The following is a 23,842-nucleotide window of genomic DNA, read 5'->3' as shown; positions in this document are numbered from 1 at the left end:
CTCTCCGCGAATTCAAGCCAGGCGTGGGAGCGTGGTCGACCAGGCGGGCGACCGGCGGCGGTGTTGTCGGCCTGGTCCGCCCGTACCCGGTGAGTTACCCATGTGCTTGCTACTGCACGCGCAAGCTTCCGAACAGGCCGTCCTTCTCGTCCTCCGGGCCCGCGGTGAAGTACAGGGCGTTCGCGTCGCCAAGGCTTTCGCCGTTGCCGAACATCAGTGCCCACAGGCCCGCGATCTCGACCGGCTTCGCCTCACCGTCGCGCAGGTAGTCGACGAAGGTGCCGGTGGTGTCGTCGTAGGCGAGGACGCGGCCGAGGCCACCGAAGTTGCCGATCAGCAGCTTGCCCGAGAGCGCACCGAAATTCGACGGCGCGATCGCCACGCCCCATGGCGCGTTGAGCCTGCCGCCGTCGTCGATGATGCGCACCAGCTTGCCCGCGCCGTCGAACTCGGCGACCTTGCCCTTGTCGGGCTTGCCGTGGGAGTCCTTGTCCTGGTCGGCATCGAGTGAGGCTTCCTCGGCCTTGTCGAAGGCTTTCGGATCGTCCTCGTCGGGCTTGGTCACGGCGTAGGACACGAATACTCGGCTACCGAGGGTGGTGATGTTGAACGGCGCAGGGTCGCCGGGCACGGCCTTGCGGCCCTTCTCGGGCGAGGAGGCATCGATCACCTCGCCGGTGGCGAACGGGTTGGCGAAACCGCTGGTCGCGACCGGCTGCCAGTTCTTGTCGAAGGTGCGGACCTGCGGGTCGGTGCCGAAATCGGCGGCCAGCAGCTTGTCCCCCGAGGGCGCCAGCGCGATACCGAAGAAGGCCATGCCCGCGGCGGTTCCGTCGAATACCTGGTTCGCACCGCCGTCGCGCCGCACGATCGCGCCGTCGGGGGCCTGCTCGGTCCAGGCCGAGATCTTGCCCGAATCGGTGGCGAAGATGAAGCGCGAGGAACCGCCGAGCGGGACCGGCGTACCGTCCACATCGACCCACTGGTCTCGCACCACGAACAGATCCGAGGTGATCGGCGCCGGATTGAACACCACGCCGGTGGCCTTGCCGATGCTCTTGTCGGAGGTGTCGGCGTCGGCGCCGGGGATGGCGACGAGTTTGAGCTGGTCCTGGGTCAGCTTCTGCAGCTTGGGATCCGAGGACGACTGCACATCACCGAGGAACTGGAACGACTTTCCGCCCGCGCCGACCCAGAAATGCCCGCCCGCGCCCTTCGGCCGATCGGCCAGGCCCCAGGCGTTGACCATGCCGGGCAGCGTGAACTGGGCGTGATAGGAGTCCTTGTCGGCGGCCAGGTTGGTCTGGCTGTAGCGGTTGCCGTCCAGCGCGGCCACGTCGTCGGTCGAGGGCTCGGTGTTCGAGCACGCCGCGGCGAGCAACACTGCCGCGCCGAGTACCGCACCACGTACCAGCCCGGACCGCACCCCGCGGGCACCCCTCACATGTCCGTTCACGTTCTTTTCCTTTCGACCTTCCGCCGGACGGCATTCAGGCGTGGCTGACCTTATCGTGGCCGATGCGGTGGTGTGCCCTGACTGTCGCAGGAAGCACAGGGCTACGCTGTCGGCCGTGGTCGAACCTTCCCCCAACATCGCCCCGCATCCCGACATCGCCGCCCTTGCACCGCTACTCGGTACCTGGCGCGGCCGGGGCAGGGGCGAATACCCGACCATCGAATCCTTCGACTACGTCGAGGAGATCACCTTCGGGCACGTGGGCAAACCGTTCCTCACCTACCAGCAGCGGACCAAGGCGGGCTCCGACGGCAGGCCACTGCACGCGGAGACCGGATACCTGCGCAGCCCGGCGCCCGGCCGGGTCGAGCTCATCCTTGCCCATCCGACCGGAATCACCGAGATCTGCGAGGGCACGATCACCGAAACGGTTGACGGAATTCGTCTGGAATTGAACTCCACGAATATCGGCCTGAGCGAATCGGCAAAGCCGGTTACCGCGGTCGGCCGCTCATTCCATGTCACCGGCGACACCATCGAGTACACGTTGCGGATGGCGGCAGTTGGCGAATCTTTGCAGCACCACCTAGCGGCAACTCTGCAACGCGGCTGAGTCACGTGTAATTCGGTAATTTACCCGAACATGACCCTTGATCAGCGCATTTGCGCGATCGAAACCGGTAGTTCAGCTTTTCATCACGGCCCGATAGCGGTTGTGTTCGAACACGCCCGCACATAGGGCAACAATTGTGTGTCGCTTGCTGCCGTCGCCTGTTGCCGAAGTAACCGCCGTTCTACGGTTGTGCATCAGCTAATCCTCAGACAATCGAACTCTGCCCCGCGAACACGTCGAAACCCTGAATGAGGGAGACGAACTATGAGGCGTTCCACTCTGATCTTGACCACTGCGGGGATGATCCTCGGCGGCGCGGCCGCCATCGATGTCCTCGACGGCGCGGCCACGGGGGCAGCACCCGAGCCCGTTGTCAGCTACAACGTGCTGCACGACACGGCGTCATCGCATACCGAGAGCACCTCGCTCGCGGTGCTGCGGGGTCTGCTGGCGACCGAGAATCAGTAGCCGGCGGGCAGTGCGGCGAACATATCCCGGGTGACGGCGACCGCATTGTCGGAGCTGCCACCCTTGACCAGCAATGTCGCGAACGCGATATCCCCGCGATAGCCGATGAACCACGAGTGCGATCCACCGTCGACTTCGGCTTCGCCGGTCTTGCCGTAGACCTCGCCCTGATCCCGGATGCGTTCGGCTGTGCCGCCGGTGACCACCATGCGCATCATCGAACGCAGCCCCTTCACCACCTCGGGCGCGATCGCGGGCCGGTCACCGATGACCTCGGTCGGCCTGCCCGCGATCAGATACGGCACCGGCGCGGCACCGTGGGCGACGGTCGCGGCCATCACCGCCATCCCGAACGGGCTCACCACCACGCGCCCCTGCCCGATACCGTCCTCGGCACGCTGCACGAGCCCCTCAGCTTTCGGCACCGAACCCGACATCGTCGGCAATCCTTCGACCCGGTAGTCCTGGCCGACGCCGAGACGCGCCGCCGCCTGCGTGAGCGCGTCGGGTTCGAGCTTGCTGGCCAGCCTCGCGAAGGTGGTGTTGCACGAACGCTCGTAGGCAGTGGCCATCGGCACCTCACCGACGGTGAACATGTTGTAGTTGGGGATGGTGCGTTCGCCGATGATAGTGCTGCTCGGACAGGAGAGCACTGTCTCGGGCGTGGCCAGACCGGAGGCCATCGCCGCCGACGCCGTGACCGTCTTGAAGATCGAGCCCGGCGGGTACTGACCACTGGTGGCCACCGGACCGTCGCGGTCGGCGAACTTGTTCTGGGCCACCGCGAGAATCGCACCGGTCGACGGGCGCAGCACCACCATCATGGTCTGCTCGGTGCGCAGATCCACGGCGTGCTGGGCGGAATTCTGCACGAACCGATCGATACTCAGCGCGAACGACGGTGCTGGTTCGGCCGCTTCCTCGTGCAGCACATCCAGATCGGCGCCGTCGGCATTGCGGGTGACCACACTCCAGCCCGCCTTCCCGTCGACCTCGGCGATCACCGTTTTGCGGACCTGAGTGAGCAGGTCGGGCGCGAATGTGCGGTCGGTGGGCACCATGTCCCACTCCTGGGTCAGGGTGACGCCGGGCAGACCGATCAGCTCGCCACCGATCGTCTCGGCCTCGTCTTCGTTGAGCAGGATCACGGTGTGCGCGCCGTCGGTCTTGCGCGCCGCGGTGAGGATGGTCTGTGGGGCGTAGGCGACGGGGTCGATGCGGCTCAGCGCGGCGGCGAGCGCACCGGCGACGCGACTCGGGTCGGGGGCATCGGCCACGGTGAACTTCACGCGCGAGACCTTGCCGGGGACCAGCACGTCGCTGCCCGCCGCCTCGTTCACCCTGGCGCGCGGCGCGGGGCGAGTGCGCAATTCCATGCTCTGGGTGTCACCGAGTTTGGGGTGGATGTCGGCGGAGCTCCAGCGGACCAGCCAGCGCCCGTCGCTGCGGCCCATCTGCAATTCGCCGGAATAGGTCCACAGGCGCCCTTTGGGCAGCGTCCACTCGTAGGTGTAGTCGACCGTCGCGGTGTCACCGTTGACGCGCGCGTCGCCGGTGCGGATCGACAACTTCTCCGCCTGCAACGCCTGCCACGTCGAAGTCAGTGCCGCCGTTGCCCTCTCGGGCGCGGTGGTGAGCGCCGCGGCCGCGGAGAGATCGTGTTCGGCGAACGCCGCGGCGAAGGCATCGGCGGCGGGCACCGGCCCCTGGGCACCGGAAGAACAGGCGGTCGCCGCAACGGCGAGGGCGGCCACCGCACAAGTGGTGAGCATCCGTGTCCTCATCGGCACCGATGGTAGCGGCGAACAGGCCGCTGACCTCGGCGCCACGCGCCGAAGTTTCAGTCAACCAATACGGTTGCGAAGGTGGCGATCTGGCGGAAACCTACTCGGCTGTAGGCGCGGCGGGCGATGCGGTTGTAGTCGTTGACATAGAGGCTCGCTGTACGGCCTGTTGCCACAACAGCATTGGCGACGGAGGCGGTGCCCGCGGTGCCCACACCGGCGCCCCGGTATTCGGGATGTACCCACACGCCCTGGATCTGGCCGGTGCGCCGCGACAGGGCGCCGATCTCGGCCTTGTAGATGACCTCGCCGTCTTCGAAACGTGCCCAGGCCCTGCCGGATTCGATGAGGCTCTTGATCCGCCGCCGATAGCCGCGACCGCCGTCGCCGGTGCGCGGGTCGATGCCGACCTCTTCGATGAACATGGCGATCGCGGCAGTCAGGTAGCGGTCGATCTCGTCGGGTCGCACGCGGCGCACTCCCCCGTCGGCGCGCGCGACGGCGGGCCGGGCGAGCGCCAGCAGGGGTTGATCGGCACGTAACTCCCTGGCCGGACCCCAGGACGGGAGCAGCATTTCCCACAGCGGGAGGGCGAGCTCCTGCCTGCCGACCACCGAGGAACACACCCGTGGCCAGCGACCTGCCCGATCGGCGAACGCGCGCAGGGCCTGCTGGTCACCGCGCAGCGGAACCAGGTTGGCGCCGGAGAAACACAGCGAGTCGGCCGGTCCGCCGCGGCTCCACAGTTCACCGACACCGCTGCGGGAGTCGAGCCCGAATTCCTGCACGCGGGCGGCGATCATGCACGAAGCCACCGGGTCGGTATCGAGGACACGCAGCACTTCGCCCAGATCTCGCACGGCCACCGGACGCGCGGGAGCGGTTTTGGACCGTCGCGTCGGCTCCAGCAGACTCCGCACGGGACCAGCCTGCCACGAAAGCACGCCGAGCGGTACGAGTCCGCCGAATATCGGGGAGGCGGGAGTCAGCTCACGGTGACAACGGGCTCGGCGCCCGGCTGCTCGCCCATCTGCTCGGCGATGCGCATCGCCTCTTCGATCAGGGTCTCCACGATCAGATGCTCGGGCACGGTCTTGATGACCTCACCCTTGACGAAGATCTGGCCCTTGCCGTTGCCGGAGGCGACACCGAGGTCGGCCTCGCGTGCCTCGCCCGGTCCGTTCACGACACAGCCCATCACCGCCACGCGCAGCGGCACTTCCAGGCCGTCCAGACCGGCGGCGACAGCGTCGGCCAGGGTGTACACGTCCACCTGGGCGCGCCCACACGACGGGCACGACACGATCTCGAGCTTGCGCGGGCGCAGGTTCAGCGACTGCAGGATCTGGTCGCCGACCTTGATCTCCTCGGCGGGCGGGGCCGAGAGCGACACCCGGATCGTGTCGCCGATGCCCTCGCTGAGCAGCGCACCGAAGGCCACCGCTGACTTGATCGTGCCCTGGAACGCCGGACCCGCCTCGGTGACGCCGAGATGCAGCGGGTAGTCGCTGCGCGCCGCGAGCTGGCGGTAGGCCTCGACCATGATCACCGGGTCGTTGTGCTTGACCGAGATCTTGATGTCGCCGAAGCCGTGCTCCTCGAACAGGCTCGCCTCCCACAGCGCCGACTCGACCAGCGCCTCGGGTGTGGCCTTGCCGTACTTCTCCAGCATCCGCTTGTCCAGCGAACCCGCGTTGACGCCGATGCGGATCGGGATGCCCGCGGCGCCCGCGGCCTTGGCCACCTCGCCGACGCGGCCGTCGAATTCCTTGATGTTGCCCGGGTTGACGCGCACCGCGGCGCAGCCCGCGTCGATCGCGGCAAAGATGTAGCGCGGCTGGAAGTGGATGTCGGCGATCACCGGGATCTGCGACTTCTTCGCGATCGTGGCGAGCGCGTCGGCGTCTTCCTGGCGCGGACAGGCCACCCGCACGATGTCACAGCCCGAGGCGGTGAGCTCGGCGATCTGCTGCAGCGTGGCGTTGATGTCGTGGGTCTTGGTGGTGGTCATCGACTGCACCGAAATCGGCGAATCGCTACCGACGCCGACATTGCCGACCATCAGCTGGCGGGTCTTGCGCCGGGGTGCGAGAACAGCAGCGGGGGCGGTGGGCATCCCCAATCCGATTGTGCTGGTCACGTTCGGCTGCCTTCTTTCGTACGGTTCGCGGAATGACCGGGCTTGTTGTTGCCGAGCTTAGTCGCGCAGGGTGACCCGCCGCCCTGTGAGGGCCACGACAGTGAACACATCGCAGGGTTTCGGCTACCTCGATCCGGACTGACCGGAGGGTGCGACGGTGGAGTGCCCGTAGGGCGGGAAGGTCGAGGTCAATAGGTCCAAATCCCGCGGCGCCAGCCGCGAATATTACCGCAAGGTGATCGGGTTGACGATGTCGGCAGCCAGGGTGAGCAGCATGAACGCACCACCGATCACTACTGCCACATACGTCAGCGGCAGTAACTTGAGGTAATCGACCGGGCCGGCAGGGGTCTTGCCGAACCAGCCTCGGATCGTGTTGCGGACCTTCTCGTAGAGCACCACTGCGATGTGACCGCCGTCGAGCGGCAGCAACGGCAGCAGGTTGAACGCGCCGAGGAAGAAGTTCAGGCTGGCCAGGATCAGGATGAACATGCCCCACAGGCCACGCTCGGCGGTCTCGCCACCGAGGCGGCTGGCACCGTAGACGCTGACCGGGGTCTCCGGGTCGCGCTCGCCGCCGGTGACCGCTTCCCACAGCGCCGACACCTTCTGCGGCATCTTGGCCAGCGACTTCACCGTTTCGACGAAGAAATCACCGGTGAACGAGAGGGTGGCCGGGATCGCGGCGATCGGGCCGTACTGCTTCGGCTCGGCGAAGTCGGGACCGACGCCGACCGCGCTCACCTCACGACTCGGGCCTTCCTTGGGCGAGCGCATGACTCGCTCCGGGGTGACCGGGACGGTCAGCCTGTTGCCGTCGCGTTCGATCGTGTAGGTGAACGTGCCGGTCTGCTTCTGGGTTTCGGCCTGGAATTGCGCCCAGGTGCTCACCTCGACGCCGTTCACGGCCTTCACCACGTCACCACGCTGCAACCCGGCGCGCTGGGCGGGCCCGTCGCCCGCGCAGGGGGCGAGGGTCTTCTCCGGTGTCTCCTGCGCGACGCAGCTCATGGTGCCCAGCGCGGTAGCCGGGGGCTGCTCGAGCTGCGGCAGACCCCAGCCGATCGCCAGGACCACCAACAGGATGAACCCGAGCAGGAAGTTCATGCCGATGCCGCCGAACATCACGACCAGGCGCTTCCAGGTCGACTGGCGATACATCGCCCGGTCGACTTCCTCCGGCTCGAGCTCGTCGAGGGCCGTCATGCCCGCGATATCGCAGAAACCGCCGAGTGGCAGCGCCTTGAGTCCGTACTCGGTCTCACCGCGGCGGAACGAGAACACCTTCGGTCCGAAGCCGATGAAGTAGCGGCGCACCTTCATGCCGGTGGCCTGCGCGGTCCACATGTGCCCGCACTCGTGCAGCGCGATCGAAATCGTGATGCCGAGGGCGAACAGTGCGAACCCCAGCGCGAAAACCATGTGACTCCTGTGTTCTTGGCGGCTGGCGCCGCGTGTTTTCGGCCTCGTCACCCCGAATCCGAGGGGCGATACTGCGCCTTCGGCGTTCCGTCTCGCCCCTCGGATCCGGGGCGGCCGAAAACGTGGTGATCAGGTTGGGAGTCCGTAGGTGGGCTCGCCAGGTGCGGCGTTTCACTCGCGACAGTGGTACTTGGTTCTGTGTTGTCAGCGGGGGATGCTGCGGGGGTTTCGGCCTCGAGGCTGTTGGGTCAGGGGGGGGTGTCGGCGTTGATCATCTTTGCGGCGTACTCCCTGGCCCAGCGGTCGGCCGCGAGGACGTCGTCCAGGGTATCGGGTTCGGCGTGCCAGCGGTCGGCGGCCTCTACCGCGCGTGTGACGGTGCGCACAATCGCGGGGAAGGTGATCTTGCCATCGAGGAAAGCTTGGACGGCGACCTCGTTGGCGGCGTTGTAGACCGCGGTGACGCTGCCACCCGCTTCGCCCGCCTGCCGGGCCAGTCGCACGGCGGGGAAGACCTCGTCGTCGACCGGCTCGAAGGTCCAGGTGGCGGCGGTGCCGAAATCGCAGGCCGCGGCGGCGCCGGGGATGCGGTCTGGCCAGCCCAGTGCCAGGGCGATGGGCAGTTTCATGTCCGGCGGGCTGGCTTGGGCCAGGGTCGAGCCATCGGTGAAGGTGACCATCGAGTGCACGATCGACTGGGGGTGCACGGTCACGTCGATGCGGTCGTAGGGCACGCCGAAGAGCAGGTGGGTCTCGATCACCTCCAGGCCCTTGTTGACCAGCGAGGCCGAGTTCAGGGTGTTCATCGGGCCCATCGACCAGGTCGGGTGGGTCTTCGCCTCGGCGGGGTTCACCGATTCGAGCATCTCGGTGGTCCAGCCGCGGAACGGTCCGCCCGACGCGGTGAGAACGAGACGGTCGACCTCCTCGGCGCGGCCACCGCGCAGGCACTGGGCCAGCGCCGAGTGCTCGGAGTCGACGGGCACGATCTGCCCGGGTGCGGCCGCGCGCGTCACCAGGGAGCCGCCCGCCACCAGCGATTCCTTGTTCGCCAGCGCCAGGCGGGTGCCTGCGTGCAGGGTGGCCAGGGTGGGTTCCAGCCCCAGCGAACCGACCAGGGCATTGAGCACGACATCGGCTTCGGTGCGGCGGACCAGTTCGGTCACGGCATCCGGGCCGCCGAGTTCGAGATCGAGCGCCTGGGCGGCGGTGGGATCGGCGACGGCGACATTGCGGGTGCCGGTGGCCGCCATCTGCTCGGCGAGCAGGGCCTGATTGCCGCCGCGCGCCGCCAGACCGACCACCTCGAAGCGATCGGGATTGGCGGCGATCACCTCGAGCGCCTGAGTACCGATCGAACCGGTACTGCCGAGAAGCAGCACCTTCACCCGATCGGTGGACGGGGAACTGTCGTGCGCGGCACGCGTTGCGGGGTGGGACACGGCCCCATTGTGGCAGGGCTGCTGGCTACGACGTACGGTCGTATGCCACGATATGCTCACTCGCCCAACCAGAACTCGAGCCCTAAGGAGCGATCGTGGCAGCCACGGACCTCGATAAAGCCAGCACCGAGCGCGCCGTCGCCACCAGCGTCGACCCCGCCGAGGTGCCCTCGGCAGCATGGGGCTGGAGCGGTGAGTCGCGCAAGACCTTCCGCATCGCGGGTTGGGTCGTCGTCGTCGCCCTGCTCGCGATGACCATCGGCAACCACCAGGGTCACGTCGAAGACATCTTCCTCGTCGGCCTGGCCGGCCTGATGGCGCTCATGATGGTCGTCGACTCGCTCACCCAGCGCATGCCGAAGTAACCCTTCAGCTCGAAAAACGTCCACGCCTGCGGCAGCGATCACCTTGCGCCGCAGGCGTTTTCGCGTGTCAGCGGCCGCGCCGGGCCGGTTTGCGGCCATGCGCGACCGGCTTCTTCGGTGCCGGTTTCCTGGCTGCGGGTTTCTTCGCGGCGGGCTTGCGAGCCGGAGCCGCGGCGCGCTGTTCCGGTTCCGCCACGCCACCGCGCGAGCTGTTGGCCGAACGGCCGCGCACGATGCCGACGAACTCCTCGAGCAGATCGCTGTCGGTCCCGGCGGGCCAGGCCAGCGCGATCTCGGTGAACTCGGTGTCGCTGACCGGGCGGTAGACCAGGTCGCGGCGGTGATGCAGGCGGGCGATCGACTGCGGCATGATCGCCGCGCCACCGACCGCGGCGACGAGGGCGAGCGTGTCGACGGCCTGATCGAGATCGGCGCTGTCCTGGATCGTTTCGCCGGCCAGATCCGCTGGGCTGATCGACTCGAGCAGCGACAGCGCGTCGTCCTTCTGCACGACCGCGACCGGCGTCTCCTGCCACAGCGAGATAGCGTTCGTCGCGGTCCGGTCGATGGGCAGCCGGACGAAGCACAGGTCGATGCGGCCCTCGCGCAGCGCCGACTCCTGCTCACCCTGTGCGACACCAACGACCTCGAGTGGATGGTCCGGTAGCCGCTCGCCCCAGATCCGCGCCCACTTCGACACCGTCACCCCCGGCACGAACCCCACCCGCAGGCTCGCGGGCGCGTCGGGCTTGTGCTCCCGTTCGGCCTGCTCCCGCGCCCGGATCAGGTCCCTGGCACGCGCGAGCAGGGCGTTGCCGTCGTCGGTGAGCTGGGTGGGCGAGGCGCCGGGCACGAAGACACGGGTGCCGAGTTCTTCCTCCAACTCGATCACGGTGGCGCTCAGAGCCTGCCGTGGGATCCGCAGGGCCTTGGCCGCGCGCGCGAAGTGCAACTCCTCGGCGACCGCGACGAAACGACGCAACCGGTCGAGGTCGATGGAGTCGGCGGTGGTGACGTCGAAGTCGCTCATTCTGACCAGAATATGGCACCCGCCGATCGGGTCGGCGGGCCGATCAGAGGTTGGCCAGCAGCGCGATCACTCCGGCGATCACGATGACCACGACCAGCAGGACCGCGTAGGTGCCCAGCGCCGATCCCCAGCCACCGCGTTGCGGTGGCGGATTCGGTATCCGGGCCGGTTGCGGCTGCCAGTACTGCGGCGTGGGCGCGTACTGCGGCGTGGGCGCGTACTGCGGCTGCGGCGCCCGCGGGGGCATCGGCGTGGGGTTGTACTGCGGGATGGGAGTGCCCGTCGAGCTCACCGGGCGCATGGGCTGCATGCCGACGAACGGCTGAGCGTGCGCACCCGAGGTCGGGCGGGCGAGCGGGCGGGCACCGGTTGTTCCGGTACGCACTGCCCGCGCAGCGGCGTCGACGAACTCCTCGCACGAAGCGAACCTGTCGGCGGGTCGCTTGGCCAGCGCGCGAGCCATCACGGCGTCGAGCACCTGCGGCAGACCCGCGCGACGCGGACTCACCGGGGGCGGCGGTGCTTGCAGATGGCCGGTGATCACCGCGGCCGGACTGGTCGATTCGTAGGGTGCGCTGCCGGTCAGCAGCGTGTACAGCGTGCACGCCAGGGAGTACTGGTCGGCGCGGTGATCCAGTGCGGCGCCGGTGAGCTGCTCGGGCGCGGCGTAGGCCAGGGTGGCGGTGAACGACCCGGTCTCGGTCAGGTGACCCGAATCGTCGCGCAGGCGGGCGATCCCGAAGTCGGTGAGATACACCCGCTCCTGGCTGCTGGAACGGGCCAGCAGGATATTGGCCGGCTTGACGTCGCGGTGCAGCACACCCGCGCGATGCGCGTAGTCGAGCGCGGCGGCGGTCTCGCCGATGATCTGCAGCGCCCGGTCCGGCGGCAGGGTGTGCGGGTCGAGCGAGGAGGCGTCGATCCCGTCGATGTACTGCATGCTGATCCACAGCTGATCGCCCTCGACCCCGCGATCGAACACGGTCACGATATTGGGGTGATCGAGCTGGGCGACCAGATCGGCTTCCCGCTCGAACCTGGCCCGGATCTCGGAGTCGGAGAACAGCTCTCGATTGAGCAGCTTCAGCGCCGTCCACCGGGGCAGACGCGGATGCCTGGCCAGATACACCGACCCCATCCCGCCCTGACCCAGCTGCCGGTCGATCGTGTAGCCGGCGAACACCGTCCCGCCAGAAACCACTCTGACCCCCGAATCTCGCTCAACGTCCGACGGCCTGGACCCTACCAAAGCGCAGTTCGCGGCGTGGCGGGCGACGGTAGAGCGACTGTGAGCGAGCAACCTGGCGTTCGGCGTCATCAGCCTGTGGTCAGTGGAGTGGAAAGACGACGAAGTCCTTCAACAGCGCGGAAAGGTCCTCGCCGGGCTTCGACGAACTGCGAGACGACACCATCACCCAGCGTTGGCGACCTGGATCGTCGAAGGTGGAAACCACAGCCGAAAGCACGTACTGGTTGCCGGAGAACAATGCCCGGTGATCGTCGCTGCGCGTGCCGGACTTCCCACTGCCCACATCCCGCGTTTGCCGCGCGAAATCGGCGATAGCTGTGGTCGCGGCCTCCGCGGTCGGAAACGTGTAGAAGGCGAAGTGCGTACTGGCGAGGTCAGCGGTTTCGCAGGACCACTTGGCGCGTGCGGCCTGGAACGTCAACTCCCACTGCATCTCGCCGCGAGTCGTCGTGTTGACGTATGCCCTGCATGTGCGGCCACCGAAACCGGTGCCGTCGATATAGGGATTCCCGAGTTCGAGACCGCTGACCTCCCCCGGCGGCAGCAGCTGCGGGAAGGCCGCCGATATCGCGGCGATGTCCCTGTGGGCCTGCGAGCGATTCAGAATTTCTGACACGAAGGTGCTCTGGTCCTGCCAGCCCCAGTACCCCACGCCTACGACGACGGCCAGTACCACTAGCAGTACCGCAGGAGCAATGCCTCGCGAAGTGCGTCTCCCCCGGATGGGAACGGACCGCACGGCATTCGCGGCGGGGCGCGTGCTGCCCGGAGGCGGCTGCCACACCGGCGCTCCGACTGATCCCTGCGGCAGGCGCGGATGCCGCCCATTGTGGGGCTGCGCGCGCATGTACGGATTCGCCTGCTGGAACTGCGGCATCGATTGCGCGGCGAAGACGGTCGGCTGTGCGCCGGTGCCGCTCAGCGCCCGGCGAGCGGCGGCGGCGAATTCCGCGCAGGAGTCGAAGCGGTCTGCGGCGCGTTTCGACAAAGCCCGCGCGAGGACAGCGTCGAGGGCTGCTGGGAGATCTGGCCGGCGGCGGCGCAGCGACGGCGGCGGCGACTGGAGGTGTCCCTGGATGACCTGCACGGGATTGGTGGCTTCGAACGGAGCTACGCCGGTCAGGAGCGAGTACAGGGTGCAGGCCAACGAGTACTGATCGGCGCGGTGGTCGAGGTGGGCGCCGGTGAGTTGTTCGGGGGCGGCGTAGGCGAGGGTGGCGGTGAACGAGCCGGTTTGGGTGAGGTGGTGGACGTCGTCGCGGGGGCGGGCGATGCCGAAGTCGGTGAGTAGGACTCGTTCTTTGCCGTCGGTGTCGGCGAGCAGGATGTTGGCGGGCTTCACGTCGCGGTGCAGGACACCGTTGCGGTGGGCGTGGTCAAGGGCTGCCGCGGTGGCCTCGATGATGTGCAGGGCGCGGTCGGCGCGGACGGGGTGTTCGATGGTGGCCGCGTCGACGCCGTCGACGAATTGCATGCTGATCCAGAGGCGACCGTCGTCGACTCCACGGTCGTACACCGTGACGATGTTCGGGTGCTCGAGTTGCGCGGCGAGGTCGGCTTCCCGTTCGAACCTGGCCCGAATTTCGTTGTCGGCGAACAGTTCCTGGTTCAGCAGCTTGAGCGCGGTCTGCCGTGGGAGGCGCGGATGCCGGGCCAGATACACCGACCCCATCCCGCCACGTCCGAGCTGACGCTCGATCGCGTACCCGGCGAAGACATCACCCGTTGTCAGCATGGTCCCCCGTTGTCCGATCGAATCGGTCCCCGGCCGACTGCGATGTCGACCCCGACAAACCTAACGCCTACAGACGACGGCGGCGCGGATGGCCCGCCGCCGGCAATCACGACCGGCCGCGCATGTCGTGCGACCTCGCCATCGAAAGGTTTCATCGGCCGGATCTCGGCTGGCGCCACATCACCCCGCGGTCGGCACCGGCGCCCAGCAGGCACACAGCCCAGTGGACGTATCAGGACCCCCGTGTTCGCAGCGCCGCGGTCAGGTCTCGACCCGCACGCCCATCGACCGCGCGGTGCCGGCCACGATGCGCATCGCCGCCTCCACATCGGTGGTGTTGAGGTCGGGCAGTTTCCGAATAGCGATGCGGCGCAGTTGCTCCCGGCTGATCGACCCGACCGGCTTGTGGCCGGGTTGCGGGGAGCCCGGTTGGCCGAGAGCCTTGCGGATCAAAGAGGCGGTGGGTGGGGTCTTGAGCCGCATCGTCCAGCGCTTGCGGGCGTCGATCGTGATGACGACGGGAATGATCTCGCCGCGCTGGTCGGCTGTCGCGGCGTCGTAGCGCCGTTTGACCTCGAAGGGCGGGACGCCGGTGGGACCGAGCATCTTGCCGAGGATCATCAGCGAGGCATTTCCGGCTTCGAGCTCGAGAGTGACTGTGACAGAGGCTGTTTCGCGCGCCATAGTCAACGATCTCGGACGCACGCGTCGATCCGGTCCCGCGACGGTAACGCCTGGGCCGCAACCCACTCGAGCGGTTCGGTTGGCCTGATCCCGGTTCGCCTGTCAGTCTGTGGGCGTGAAACGGGACGTTTCCGCTCGCCTGGAGGTCGCGGTCCATGCTGATTCGGTGCTGCAGTGTCAGATCGCTGTCGCCCGCAGGCCCGGACTCGACCTGATCGAGTCCATGACCTGCTCGCTCGACGGCGAGTTCCTCACGCCGCGCGAAGTGGTCGGTGCGCACGGTTCCCGGATTCACGTGCTCGACGTGCGTGCGGGCACCCTCCGAGTCGACTATCAGGCGACCGTCCTTGGCACCGCCTTCCTCGAGCCGCCCTCCGACTACGACCTCGCGCTGTACCGGCGCCCGAGCCGCTACGCGGAGTCGGACAAGCTGCTCGGCTTCGCGGCGGCCGAATTCGGTTACGGCATAGCCGATCCCGAGGTAGCCAACCGCGTCGCGTCGTGGATCGGCCGACGGATCACCTACGTCTCAGGTAGCAGCACGCCCATCGACGGCGCGGTGGAGACGCTGATGTCAGGCACCGGTGTCTGCCGCGACTTCTCGCACCTGATGGTCGCGCTGCTGCGCGCCGTCGGCGTCCCCGCCCGGGTTGCCGCGGTTTACGCGCCGGGCTGCGCGCCGATGGACTTCCACGCCGTCTGCGAGGCCTACATCGACGGCGCGTGGCGCACCTACGACCCGACAGGTCTGGCACCGCGCTCCAGCCTGGTGCGCATCGCCACCGGTCGCGACGCCTCCGATATCGCCTTCCTGGACAACCACGGCGGCGACATCACCCTGAACTTCATGTCGGTCAACGCCTTCGTCGCGGGCCCACTCCCCTACGACGACTTCATCGCACCGACCAGCATCGTCTGAGCTCGGACATGTCCCCCGAGCTCGGCACGGCGGCGAGGGGCCCTAGCCCTCTGCGGCGAGCTGACCGCAGGCGGCGGCGATCTCCTGGCCGCGGGTGTCGCGCACCGTGCACGACACGCCCTGGGCGATCACGCGGCGCACGAACTCCTTCTCGACCGGCTTGGGGCTGGCATCCCACTCGCTACCCGGTGTGGGGTTGAGCGGGATCAGGTTCACATGCACGAGCGGGCCGAGCGCCTTGTGCAGTTTCTTGCCGAGCAGATCCGCCCGCCACGGCTGATCGTTGATATCGCGGATCAGCGCGTATTCGATCGATACGCGGCGCCCGGACTTGTCGGCGTAATACCGTGCGGCGTCGAGCACTTCGGCGATCGACCAACGATTGTTCACCGGCACCAGGGTGTCGCGCAGTTCGTCGTCGGGGGTGTGCAGCGACACCGCCAAGCGCACCGACATGTCCTCGTCGGCCAGCTTGCGGATCGCGGGCGCCAGGCCGACGGTCGATACCGTCACCGACCGCTGCGAAATGCCGAGCCCGTCGGGAGCGGGCGAGGTGATCCGGCGAACCGCGTTCACCACCCGCTTGTAGTTGGCCAGCGGCTCGCCCATCCCCATGAACACGATGTTGGACAGCCGCCCAGGACCACCGTGCACCTCACCGTCGCGCAGTGACGCCGCGGCGGCGCGCACCTGGTCGACGATCTCCGCGGTCGACAGGTTGCGGGTGAGCCCCGCCTGCCCGGTCGCGCAGAACGGACAGGCCATACCGCAGCCCGCCTGGCTGGAAATGCACAGCGTATTGCGGTCGGGATAGCGCATGAGCACGCTCTCGAGCAGCGTCCCGTCGTGCGCGCGCCACAGTGTTTTGCGGGTATCGCCCTCATCGCAGGCGATATTGCGCACCACCGACAGCAGCGGCGGGAACAGCGTTTCGCCGACCTTCGCGCGCACCTCGGCGGGCAGATCGGTCATCAGCGCCGGATCGGACTGCAGGCGGCCGTAGTACTGACGGGCCAGCTGGTCGGCCCGGAACTTCGGCAATCCCAGCTCCTGCACCGCGGCCTTGCGTTCGTCCGAATCGAGATCGGCGAGGTGACGCGGCGGCATGCCGCGGCGCGGGGCATCGAACACGAGGGGCAGGGAGATGGCCATAGTTTCACCATTGTCCCAAACGCGGCCTCGGGGTTGCCACGCCGGGCAACGTTATCGACAAGATGCGTGCGCGAGCCATAGCAGTCGGCAATGATCGAACCATGAGTACATCCGCAGAATCAGGTGCGTCACCGGCCGAGCACGACCCGCCGCCGACCGATCTGACCGGCAAGTACAGCAAGCCCGCCGAACCGGCGGAGCCTGCCACCAGGCCGGTATCGGTCCCACGCGACGCCGTGCACGGGTCGCGCACCGGCTACACCTGGATCGCCTTGCTGGCCGCCGCCCTGCTCGGCATCGTGCTGCTGATCTTCATCATCCAGAATCTCGACAAGGTCCGCACCAACCTGCTGTTCTGGCATTTCGAACTGCCGCTCGGCATCACCGTGTTGCTGTCGCTGATCGCGGGGGCGCTGGTGATGGGCCTGGTCGGCGGAGTGCGCATCCTGCAACTGCGGCAAGCCGCCAAGCGGCCATGACGCTCAGATCAGCGCGCTCAGTACCAGCCAGGAGACGAACGCCGAGGGCAGCATCGAGTCGAGACGATCCATGATTCCGCCGTGCCCCGGCAGCAGCGTCCCCATGTCCTTGATGCCGAGTTCCCGCTTGATCTGCGACTCGATCAGGTCACCGATGGTCGCCACGGCCACCAGACCGACACCGAGCACCACACCGATCATCGAGTTCGCCTCGAGCAGCAGCGTGACGGTCAGCAGACCGCCGATCACGCTGAACACCAGCGACCCGCAGAACCCCTCCCACGACTTCTTCGGGCTGATCGCGGGCACCATCGGATGCCTGCCGAACAGCACTCCGGCGACATAGCCGCCGACATCGGAGCACACCACCAGGATCATGAACGTGAGAACCCGCAGATTGCCGTCGGGTTCGAGCAGCAGCAGCGTGGAGAACGCGGCCAGCAGTGGGATCCAGGTGAGGGTGAACACGGCGATCGCGGTATCACGCAGGAAGTTCTTCGGCGCGGTACTGAGGCCGTGATCGAACAGGCGCCACACCATGCACACCAGCGCGGTGGCCGCGAACGCGCCGAGCACCCCACCGGCACCCCACGGCCAACCCAGCCAGAACACCGCCTGACCGCCCACCAGCAGCGGAATCCGCGGTACCAGCACATCGGCTTCGCGCAGCCGCTTGGTGACCTCCCAGGTCGCCACGCCGACGCCGATGCCCGCGACCGCGATGAACACCTTCGGGACGAACAACAGGATCGCGATCAGCGACAGCCCGAGCGTCAGCCCCACTGCCAGTGCCGCAGGCAGATTGCGCCCGGCCCGTGAGGTCGGGGCGGGCGGCTGCTCGTCCTGCGGCGCGGCCGCGGTCTCCTCGACCTCGTCCGGCTTGGGATCCGGTGCCGCCCCGGTGGCGGCGGCGTCTTCGGCCACGATTGTCCCGTCGCTCAACTCGTCGTTCCGTTCATCCCCCGCACGAGCGGGACTGGCGAGATCTGGCGCTCAGACCTCGAGCAGTTCGGCTTCCTTGTGCTTGACCAGCTCGTCGACCTGGGCCACATATTTGGCGGTGGTCTTGTCGAGCTCCTTCTCGGCGCGCCCGACCTCATCCTCGCCCGCTTCGCCATCCTTCTGGATGCGGCCGAGTTCGTCCATCGCCTTGCGGCGGACGTTGCGAATCGAGACCTTGGCGTCCTCACCCTTGCCCTTGGCCATCTTGACCATCTCGCGGCGACGTTCCTCGGTGAGCTGCGGCACCGAGATGCGCAGGATGTCACCGTTGTTGGTCGGGTTCACGCCGAGGTCGGAGTTGCGGATGGCGTTCTCGATCAGGCCGAGCGAGCTCTGCTCGTAGGGCTTGATCACGACCATGCGCGGCTCGGGCACGGTGATGCTCGAGACCTGGGTGATCGGCGTCAGCGAGCCGTAGTACTCGATCAGCACCCGGGTGAACATGCCCGGGTTGGCGCGGCCGGTACGAATGCTGCCCAGGTCGTCCTTCGCCACCGTGACGGCCTTGTCCATCTTCTCCTCGGCATCGAAGAGCGCTTCATCAATCACGACCGAATCCTCCACAGCATCGTCATCGTCATCGTCCGCGGATGCGGGGTCACGACCGAACCAGGGTGCCGATGGGTTCACCGGCGACCGCGCGGGCAATATTGCCCTTGATCAACAAATTGAACACCAGCATCGGCATCTGGTTGTCCATGCAGAGACTGAACGCGGTGGCATCGGCCACCTTCAGGCCCTTTTCGATCACTTCCTTGTGGGTGATCTCGGTGAACATGCTCGCATTCGGGTCGACGCGCGGGTCGGCGTCGAAAACGCCGTCGACCGCCTTGGCCATCAACACCACGTCGGCACCGATCTCCAGCGCGCGCTGGGCCGCCGTGGTGTCGGTGGAGAAGTAGGGCATGCCCATGCCCGCGCCGAAGATCACGACACGGCCCTTCTCGAGGTGGCGCTTGGCGCGCAGCGGCAGATAGGGCTCGGCGACCTGGCCCATCGTGATGGCGGTCTGCACTCGGGTGTCCACGCCCTGCTGCTGAAGGAAATCCTGGAGGGCAAGGCTGTTCATCACGGTGCCGAGCATGCCCATATAGTCGGAGCGGGCCCGCTCCATGCCGCGCTCCTCGAGCTCGGCGCCGCGGAAGAAGTTGCCACCGCCGATCACCACGGCCACCTGGACGCCGGTCTCGACGATCTCGGCGATCTGCTCGGCCACCGTCTGCACGACATCGGGGTCGAGGCCGACCCCACCACCACCGAACATCTCCCCACCCAGCTTGAGCAGCACCCGGTTGTATCCAGGGCGGTCGTTACCCGGGTCGGTCATGGGTGTTGGTCTCCTTCGGCGAGGTCGAGAGCAAGGCGAGCAGGCGGCATCTATCCTGCCCTATCAGGTTGCGATCACCCAGAAGTGGGGTCGGTCGATCCACGAGTAAAGCCTCTCCAGCGCGGCATCACACCGCGCCGAAGAGGCTTTTTTCGTCTTCAGGCGGATCAGGCCTGGCCGACCTCGAAACGAGCGAAACGCTTCACGTTCACGCCCGCCTCTTCCAGAAGCGCCTTCACGGTCTTCTTGGAGTCGGTGACGGCGGACTGCTCGAGCAGCACGACGTCCTTGAAGAAGCCGTTGACGCGGCCTTCGGTGATCTTCGACAGCGCGGCTTCGGGCTTGCCCTCTTCGCGCGCGGTCTCCTCGGCGATGCGACGCTCGGCGTCGACGACGTCGGCGGGCACCTCCTCGCGGGTCAGGTACTTGGCCTTGAGCGCGGCGACCTGCATGCCTGCGGCACGCGCGGCGTCGGCAGCGGCGTCGCCGGTGCCCTCGTACTCCACCAGCACGCCGACGGCGGGCGGCAGGTCCGAAGCACGCTTGTGCAGGTAGGTGGCGACCGGGCCGTCGAAGGACACGACGCGACGCAGTTCCAGCTTCTCGCCGATCTTGGCCGACAGCGCCTGCACGGCGTCGTCAACGGTGCCGTCGGCGAGCTTCAGCGCCTTGAGGGCGTCCAGGTCGGCCGGCTTGCCCGCGGCGGCCGCGGTCACAATGGCGTCGGCCAGCTGCTGGAACTCGGCGTTCTTGGCGACGAAGTCGGTCTCGCAGTTGATCTCGACCATGACGCCGTCCTTGGCGATGACCAGACCCTCGGCGGTCGCACGCTCGGCGCGCTTGCCGACGTCCTTGGCGCCCTTGATGCGCAGCACCTCGACGGCCTTGTCGAAATCGCCGTCGGAGTCGGCCAGCGCGTTCTTGCAGTCCATCATGCCGGAGCCGGTGAGCTCCCGGAGCCGCTTCACATCAGCAGCGGTGTAGTTCGCCATCGGGGCGAGCCTCCTGTGTCTCTTGGAGCGCTGGCGCGCTCGAGTTCTCGGCCCTGTGGGCCTCGATCTTCCCTCCCTACGGGCACTCCTTCGTCGCGCCCATCGGTCAGTCCAGATCGAGGCGGCCGAGAACGGTAAAGACTTCAACGGCGATGCCGTGGAGTGAGGTCCGTTCTCGGTCTCTCAGGCCATGCGGGTTGTTCGGGTATTACGCCACCTTGCCGACCGCATCTGAATTCAGACGGGCCGGCAAGGTGAACAGTGTGCTACCGGTCAGCTCAGAAGTCGGCCGGGGTGTGCTGTGCCGGGTCGGCCTTGACCTCGGCCTCGGCCTCAGCCGGGGTCTCGACGGCTTCGGCTGCCTCGGCGGCCGGGGTCGCCGAGGACAGGAGCTCCTGCTCCCACTCGGCCAGCGGCTCGCCTGCGCCGGCTTCGGGCTTCGCGTCGCCGGAAGCCTGGCCCGCGCGGGCCTGCACGCCCTCGGCCACCGCGGAAGCGACGACCTTGGTGAGCAGTGCGGCGGAACGGATCGCGTCGTCGTTACCCGGGATCGGGTAGTCGACCAGGTCGGGGTCGCAGTTGGTATCCAGGATCGCGATGACCGGGATGTTCAGCTTGCGCGCCTCGCCGACGGCGATGTGCTCCTTGTTGGTATCGACGATCCAGATGGCCGAGGGAACCTTGGCCATGTCACGGATACCACCGAGGGTGCGGTCCAGCTTGGTCATCTCACGCGTGAGCATGAGGATTTCCTTCTTGGTGCGACCCTCGAAGCCACCGGTCTGCTCCATCGCCTCGAGTTCTTTGAGGCGCTGCAGGCGCTTGTGCACGGTGGAGAAGTTGGTGAGCATGCCACCCAGCCAGCGCTGGTTGACGTAGGGCATTCCGACGCGCAGCGCCTCGGAAGCGATCGACTCCTGGGCCTGCTTCTTGGTGCCGACGAAGAGAACGGTGCCACCGTGGGCGACAGTCTCCTTGACGAACTCGTAGGCCTTGTCGATGAAGGTCAGCGTCTGCTGCAGATCGATGATGTAGATGCCGTTGCGGTCGGTGAAGATGAACCGCTTCATCTTCGGGTTCCACCGACGAGTCTGGTGACCGAAGTGCGCGCCGCTGTCGAGCAGCTGCTTCATAGTTACGACAGGCATAGCCTTCGTATCCTCTTTCGTTGCCGGTTGTCGCGGTCGATCGGCGATCGACTGCCCTGGCGCCACCGAAACCGCCGGACCCGATTCGAAGAATCCGGGACCAGCCGACGATTTCCCTGTTCATCCGTTGGAGAACTCGCGCTGACATGCCCTCGCGGACCGTCTGCATTGCGAGCGACGACCGGATGGACGAGCACGGGTGGCGCGCGAAGTCGGTCCGTACCGTGCACACGCACTGGCTGCTGAGCACAAACCGCTTGCTCAGTCTACGCGGACCTGGGTCAGGTCCGAAATCGCCCCTGCGCAATGACCGCCCATTTCGTCGATGAAGTAGGCGATATCCACATGTGGGGAAGTTGTCCACAATCCCGAAATCGTTGTCCCGGCGGGGTTGTCCGGCGCCCAGAGTTGGGGCATGAACACATTGACACGCACCCTGATCACTACGTTTCCGCTGCTCTGCGTGGCCGGAGTCGCCGCGGCACCGGCGGCGGCTCACCCTACTTCGGGCGATGCCGCGACACCGTCGGTGTCTCGGCCCGCCGAGACGACGCCCCCAGCCGGTCTGTCGTCGACATGCGCCGGCGGCGACGGTGCTGTTGTCCTCGCGCGGCCACCCGCGCGAAGGATCGGCGAACCGATTTTCCCACCGCAACATGCGGCCGCGCCGGGCACGGTCCCGGTAGCGCCTGCGGTACCGCACCGGAAGGACACGCCACCCGAGACAGCGGGTTCCTGCGGGCGGGCGCCGGTCGTGGTGCCGGTGATCGTCGTGCCGCGGCGAGAGCTTGTTCCCGCACCGGCTCCGGTGCGGGTGACGATCCACGACCTCGGTTCCGTTCCCGCCCGTCCGCGAAGCGTGGATCAGAGTGCGGGGGCACGGTCGGAGATCGAGATCGTGGTGCGAGCCGGGGGTGGAAGTGGATCGGCGGCGGAGCTTCCCTCGGTTCTGCGGGAGATGTTGCGAACGCTGGGGGGCCAGCAGCGGGTCCCGACACCGCGACAGCACCGCTGACACCGGGCGATGTTCGACAAACCCGATGCCGGACAGAAGATGCGGGCTCCCCTGTGCGGTCGCGATCGTCCCGCTGTGAGGCGAGCCGCCGTGGCCGACGGCGACGAGTGGCCTCCCGACCCCGGGAATTTACGTCGTGCGGTGCGCCGGGTGCGGTCGGTACTCGGGCGGGTACTCGGTGTCGTGTGCCTGGTGGCGATCGTGCTCAGTGGTGCGGTACCCGCCGATGCGGCCGAGTCGGGGCCGTTCGGTTGGCCGTTGCGGCCGCGGCCCACGGTGGAGCGCGAGTTCGACAAACCGGAGCGGAATTGGTTGCCGGGGCATCGGGGCGTGGATCTGGCGGGCACGGCCGGGCAGACGGTGCTGGCGGCGGGTGAGGGCATCGTGGTGTTCGCGGGGGAAGTTGCGGACAAACCGGTGGTGTCCATCGATCATCCTGGCGGCTTGCGCACCACCTACGAACCGGTGCGGGCACTGGTGAGGGCGGGGAGCCGGGTGAGCAGGGGTGCGCCGATCGGCACCCTGGTGGCCGGACATGAGGGGTGTCCGGCCACCGCCTGCCTGCACTGGGGTGCCCGCCGCGAGTCCGGTGCGCACAACCGGCGCGAATATGTCGACCCGCTCGGGCTCTTGCACGAGGTGCCGGTCCGCCTGAAACCGTTGAAGCCATGACGTGACGAACCACTCCACGACCCGACCCCCACGGCGATCGGCGGCGGACGAGAATCGAGAGGTGCCCGAAAAAACAGCGCCGTTCACCTACCCCGAGGTCGGTGCCACCCGCACCACCATGCCCGGCGGATACCACCGGTTCCGGCTACGACAGCCGATCGGTCACGGCCGCGATCTGTTCGACCGCGCGGCCACCCACATCCTCGAGTACGGAATACAGAAAGGCTCCGGCGTCTTCCAGAGCGCCGACACCGAAACTGCCCAGCCAGGAACCGCATTGACGGTATTCCTCGGGATCGGCCGGCTCGGCATCACCGCACCCTGTCGCGTCGTCTACGTCCTCGACGAACCCGACCGCCGAGGCTTCGCCTACGGGACCCTCCCCGGGCACCCCGAGGTCGGTGAAGAACTGTTCGCCGTCGAGTACGACCCCACCGACGACACCGTCTACGGGCTGGTCACCGCCTTCTCCAAGCCGGGCACCTGGTACGTCCGCCTCGGTGGCCCCGTCGTCCGTCTGATCCAGCGCCGGTTCGCCCACCGCTACCTGAATACCTTGCCCACCAACGACTGACGACGTGCCCGACCGGCGCGGGTGCAGGCGGGGATCAGCGCCTTCTTCGGTGTCCGTGCCGCGCTACCCATCTCACCGACGCGCTCGATGTCGGCGCTTCGAGACTTGCCGGTGCCGAAGGCCTCGCGGACGCGGTGGCCGTCACTCGCGGACGCGGTGGCCGTCACTCGCGGA

General features: G+C 67.5%; 24 protein-coding genes. 8 read left to right on the top strand and 16 right to left on the bottom strand.

Features of this window, described 5'->3' with window-relative positions:
• Positions 1-109: 109 nt before the first annotated feature.
• On the bottom strand, positions 110-1,456 hold the full coding sequence (locus ACTWPB_RS16585) for a TIGR03118 family protein (protein ID WP_446221552.1): 1,347 nt from the start codon (positions 1,454-1,456) through the stop codon (positions 110-112).
• A gap of 115 nt (positions 1,457-1,571) precedes the next feature.
• Here ACTWPB_RS16585 and ACTWPB_RS16580 point away from each other — a divergent pair, with 115 nt between their 5' ends.
• Entirely contained in the window at positions 1,572-2,069 is a 498-nt protein-coding gene (locus ACTWPB_RS16580; RefSeq protein ID WP_446221551.1) for a peroxynitrite isomerase, read from the top strand.
• A 264-nt stretch (positions 2,070-2,333) separates the two neighbouring features.
• Entirely contained in the window at positions 2,334-2,537 is a 204-nt protein-coding gene (locus ACTWPB_RS16575; RefSeq protein ID WP_446221550.1) for a hypothetical protein, read from the top strand.
• Here ACTWPB_RS16575 and ACTWPB_RS16570 read toward each other — a convergent pair.
• The 5 genes from ACTWPB_RS16570 to dxr all read right to left on the bottom strand — a co-directional run bounded on the left by ACTWPB_RS16570 (position 2,531) and on the right by dxr (position 9,325).
• A complete protein-coding gene (locus ACTWPB_RS16570) occupies positions 2,531-4,321 on the bottom strand; it encodes a penicillin-binding transpeptidase domain-containing protein (RefSeq protein WP_446221549.1) in 1,791 nt (596 codons plus the stop codon). The genes ACTWPB_RS16575 and ACTWPB_RS16570 overlap by 7 nt on opposite strands.
• Before the next feature lie 56 nt (positions 4,322-4,377).
• Positions 4,378-5,232: a GNAT family N-acetyltransferase gene (locus ACTWPB_RS16565; protein ID WP_446226368.1), complete on the bottom strand. Its 855-nt coding sequence runs from the start codon at positions 5,230-5,232 to the stop codon at positions 4,378-4,380.
• A gap of 74 nt (positions 5,233-5,306) precedes the next feature.
• Positions 5,307-6,461: a flavodoxin-dependent (E)-4-hydroxy-3-methylbut-2-enyl-diphosphate synthase gene (gene ispG / locus ACTWPB_RS16560; RefSeq protein WP_446221548.1), complete on the bottom strand. Its 1,155-nt coding sequence runs from the start codon at positions 6,459-6,461 to the stop codon at positions 5,307-5,309.
• Positions 6,462-6,686: 225 nt separating this feature from the next.
• Positions 6,687-7,883: a M50 family metallopeptidase gene (locus ACTWPB_RS16555; protein ID WP_446221547.1), complete on the bottom strand. Its 1,197-nt coding sequence runs from the start codon at positions 7,881-7,883 to the stop codon at positions 6,687-6,689.
• 248 nt (positions 7,884-8,131) lie between these two features.
• Positions 8,132-9,325 (bottom strand): 1-deoxy-D-xylulose-5-phosphate reductoisomerase, encoded by a 1,194-nt coding sequence (gene dxr, locus ACTWPB_RS16550; RefSeq protein WP_446221546.1) that lies wholly within the window; start codon positions 9,323-9,325, stop codon positions 8,132-8,134.
• A gap of 95 nt (positions 9,326-9,420) precedes the next feature.
• Between dxr and ACTWPB_RS16545 the strand changes: the two genes are divergently transcribed.
• Entirely contained in the window at positions 9,421-9,690 is a 270-nt protein-coding gene (locus tag ACTWPB_RS16545; RefSeq protein WP_378912383.1) for a DUF2631 domain-containing protein, read from the top strand.
• 67 nt (positions 9,691-9,757) lie between these two features.
• Here the strand turns inward: ACTWPB_RS16545 and ACTWPB_RS16540 are convergent, their stop codons facing one another.
• From ACTWPB_RS16540 to ACTWPB_RS16525, 4 genes are all read right to left on the bottom strand, one after another.
• Complete coding sequence (locus ACTWPB_RS16540; RefSeq protein ID WP_446221545.1) at positions 9,758-10,720, bottom strand: LysR family transcriptional regulator; 963 nt, start codon at positions 10,718-10,720, stop codon at positions 9,758-9,760.
• 43 nt (positions 10,721-10,763) lie between these two features.
• Positions 10,764-11,921 carry a protein kinase domain-containing protein gene (locus ACTWPB_RS16535; protein ID WP_446221544.1) on the bottom strand — a complete coding sequence of 386 codons (1,158 nt, stop codon included), beginning with the start codon at positions 11,919-11,921 and terminating at the stop codon, positions 10,764-10,766.
• A gap of 127 nt (positions 11,922-12,048) precedes the next feature.
• The gene (locus ACTWPB_RS16530; RefSeq protein WP_446221543.1) at positions 12,049-13,704 is read right to left on the bottom strand and encodes a serine/threonine-protein kinase; all 1,656 of its coding nucleotides are present in this window, start codon (positions 13,702-13,704) and stop codon (positions 12,049-12,051) included.
• A 261-nt stretch (positions 13,705-13,965) separates the two neighbouring features.
• Positions 13,966-14,388 carry an uL11 family ribosomal protein gene (locus ACTWPB_RS16525; RefSeq protein WP_446221542.1) on the bottom strand — a complete coding sequence of 141 codons (423 nt, stop codon included), beginning with the start codon at positions 14,386-14,388 and terminating at the stop codon, positions 13,966-13,968.
• Between the two features lie 115 nt (positions 14,389-14,503).
• Here ACTWPB_RS16525 and ACTWPB_RS16520 point away from each other — a divergent pair, with 115 nt between their 5' ends.
• Positions 14,504-15,307, top strand: coding sequence for a transglutaminase-like domain-containing protein (locus tag ACTWPB_RS16520; protein WP_446221541.1), 804 nt, complete (start codon positions 14,504-14,506; stop codon positions 15,305-15,307).
• A 42-nt stretch (positions 15,308-15,349) separates the two neighbouring features.
• Here ACTWPB_RS16520 and rlmN read toward each other — a convergent pair whose 3' ends face one another.
• The gene (rlmN, locus tag ACTWPB_RS16515) at positions 15,350-16,459 is read right to left on the bottom strand and encodes a 23S rRNA (adenine(2503)-C(2))-methyltransferase RlmN (RefSeq protein ID WP_446221540.1); all 1,110 of its coding nucleotides are present in this window, start codon (positions 16,457-16,459) and stop codon (positions 15,350-15,352) included.
• Between the two features lie 101 nt (positions 16,460-16,560).
• Between rlmN and ACTWPB_RS16510 the strand changes: the two genes are divergently transcribed.
• Positions 16,561-16,938, top strand: a complete 378-nt coding sequence (locus ACTWPB_RS16510; RefSeq protein ID WP_446221539.1) for a LapA family protein — start codon at positions 16,561-16,563, stop codon at positions 16,936-16,938.
• 3 nt (positions 16,939-16,941) lie between these two features.
• On the opposite strand, the gene ACTWPB_RS16505 is transcribed toward ACTWPB_RS16510, so the two are convergent.
• The 5 genes from ACTWPB_RS16505 to rpsB form a co-directional block, all read right to left on the bottom strand.
• The gene (locus ACTWPB_RS16505; protein ID WP_446221538.1) at positions 16,942-17,880 is read right to left on the bottom strand and encodes a phosphatidate cytidylyltransferase; all 939 of its coding nucleotides are present in this window, start codon (positions 17,878-17,880) and stop codon (positions 16,942-16,944) included.
• A gap of 51 nt (positions 17,881-17,931) precedes the next feature.
• Positions 17,932-18,489 carry a ribosome recycling factor gene (frr, locus tag ACTWPB_RS16500; protein WP_378912390.1) on the bottom strand — a complete coding sequence of 186 codons (558 nt, stop codon included), beginning with the start codon at positions 18,487-18,489 and terminating at the stop codon, positions 17,932-17,934.
• Between the two features lie 49 nt (positions 18,490-18,538).
• On the bottom strand, positions 18,539-19,267 hold the full coding sequence (gene pyrH, locus ACTWPB_RS16495) for a UMP kinase (RefSeq protein WP_378607015.1): 729 nt from the start codon (positions 19,265-19,267) through the stop codon (positions 18,539-18,541).
• 167 nt (positions 19,268-19,434) lie between these two features.
• On the bottom strand, positions 19,435-20,259 hold the full coding sequence (tsf, locus tag ACTWPB_RS16490) for a translation elongation factor Ts (RefSeq protein WP_446221537.1): 825 nt from the start codon (positions 20,257-20,259) through the stop codon (positions 19,435-19,437).
• A 278-nt stretch (positions 20,260-20,537) separates the two neighbouring features.
• Positions 20,538-21,407: a 30S ribosomal protein S2 gene (rpsB, locus tag ACTWPB_RS16485; protein ID WP_378928507.1), complete on the bottom strand. Its 870-nt coding sequence runs from the start codon at positions 21,405-21,407 to the stop codon at positions 20,538-20,540.
• Positions 21,408-21,822: 415 nt separating this feature from the next.
• Between rpsB and ACTWPB_RS16480 the strand changes: the two genes are divergently transcribed.
• From ACTWPB_RS16480 to ACTWPB_RS16470, 3 genes are all read left to right on the top strand, one after another.
• Positions 21,823-22,422, top strand: coding sequence for a hypothetical protein (locus ACTWPB_RS16480; RefSeq protein ID WP_446221536.1), 600 nt, complete (start codon positions 21,823-21,825; stop codon positions 22,420-22,422).
• A gap of 198 nt (positions 22,423-22,620) precedes the next feature.
• The gene (locus ACTWPB_RS16475; protein WP_446226367.1) at positions 22,621-23,094 is read left to right on the top strand and encodes a M23 family metallopeptidase; all 474 of its coding nucleotides are present in this window, start codon (positions 22,621-22,623) and stop codon (positions 23,092-23,094) included.
• Between the two features lie 61 nt (positions 23,095-23,155).
• Positions 23,156-23,668: a DUF1990 family protein gene (locus ACTWPB_RS16470; RefSeq protein WP_446221535.1), complete on the top strand. Its 513-nt coding sequence runs from the start codon at positions 23,156-23,158 to the stop codon at positions 23,666-23,668.
• Positions 23,669-23,842 lie beyond the last annotated feature (174 nt).

Source organism: Nocardia sp. IBHARD005, assembly GCF_052814245.1.
Note: the sequence above shows the minus strand (reverse complement) of the source record. Positions and strands in the feature narration are given on the sequence as shown.